Origin of the sequence: Ruminobacter amylophilus (assembly GCF_900115655.1) — a bacterium.
GTDB lineage: Bacteria > Pseudomonadota > Gammaproteobacteria > Enterobacterales > Succinivibrionaceae > Ruminobacter > Ruminobacter amylophilus.
On the sequence record NZ_FOXF01000101.1, the window covers coordinates 1 to 1,623 of the forward strand.

Here is a 1,623-nt window from a genome sequence, read left to right on the forward strand (position 1 = left end):
CAGGATGCAACTCAAACATAAAGGAAGATCCTTTTTTATTCAATGCATAAATAATTTTTATTTTTTGCAATCACATAAAAAAAGTGATTGCCCCTAAATATAAAAAATATTATTCTGGCATATGCAGATAATCGGATTATATCATTTTGGACGGATTAGGATTGGACGGATCGCACATAACTGAGAGGAATACCATCAGAATCTTATCCAGGTATATATGTAAAAACGGCTACAGTAATAAACCTGTAGCCGAGAAGTGGAAATGCAATTTTATTCTATCGACTGATATGTTTTAGCATCCTCCGGTCTTGAGTGTGTACACAGGAGGTTTTACTGAGTTGTTGACTACATCGGAAGTCGTGTAGCCGAAATAGCACCCGCCATTAGGATGTTTGTTAATGTTATAATCGAATCCCTTCGGTACAATGAACTGGGTATCTCTGTTTTCCACTGCGGCATATTTGTTGACTCTGCACTGACAGAAATCATGATCCTTGCACAGTACCGAATTATTACCTGTAGGGCAATTGTAGTTTGAGCCTCCCTGTGTGGTATTTCGCGCCGGAACGGTTATTCTCTCATTGGTTTTTTTGTTCGTGACAACCTTGGTATCCTGATTGCCACTGATATCCGTATCCAGAAGATAAGCCACAGAATTACGATCAACATATCCGAATTTTGTATAGACCCAGATATTTCCAATATTAACGCAACTGCCGGTACTGCAGTCTTCCTGCCAAGTCTTGTTTTGATCGATTTTTTCAGAGTAACTGTTGTTGATGTTGTTTGTAAGTGACTTTGCGTAAATCATGGAGTTTGCCGATTTCACGGCACCTTTTATTGCTATCAGCGTTGATGCTCTGGCATCCCCCTGCATATTCATGAATTTTGGAACGGCCGTGGCTGAAAGTATGCCTAAAATAACAATAACGATCACTAATTCTATTAAGGTAAAACCATTAGCCTTCATACCTGAATAAGCGTCAGCATTGTATCTTTTCATAACAAATCTCTCCACTCTTAATCTGTGGAATCACATATCCCTATGATAAATCCGCAACATTACCGATGCTGCATTCCTCGGTTTCAGTACTACTATTACTGAATCATACTTGTAAAGAAGGATGTGTCTGTTTTTTTGAACATGGGTTAAAAGGTTCAGTAAAAACGACAATCCTCCTATATAGAGTATAAGCATGTTTTGTGTTTCAAAAGAAGACTGAATTCACAATAAATGAAATCCCTTTGCCTGCTTATGGTCAGGGATTTCTGCGGCTTCAAAAAGAAAAAGCTCAGAAGAATTGTGTTCCGAGCCTTTAATCTGAAAAGTACGGAATATCCCGTATATAGTATGAACCCCGTTATTGATCACTTGATTGATAACGGGGTTTTATTATGAAATTAACTTATGAACAAAAGTTATTAGTTATTGAAGATTACTTTAAGATTGGTTCGTCATCGACAGCAAATAAATGGGGGTTGCATCATAATTACGTAAGAGAATTAGTAAGATTACTTCAAAATAATGGCTCAATCATTAATTTTATGTGATCGCTGATTCCTGATGTACTTCTTCCTACTCGCATCTATGACTTTCAGGAAGAAGTATTCGTCATCCGGATA

Annotated in this window: 1 protein-coding gene; it reads right to left on the minus strand. The window is 37.4% G+C overall.

Going from position 1 to position 1,623, the window contains the following annotated elements; genetic code table 11:
* Positions 1–292: 292 nt before the first annotated feature.
* Positions 293–1,003, minus strand: a complete 711-nt coding sequence (locus BMY80_RS12750) for a type II secretion system protein (protein WP_281242286.1) — start codon at positions 1,001–1,003, stop codon at positions 293–295.
* Between the last annotated feature and the right edge of the window lie 620 nt (positions 1,004–1,623).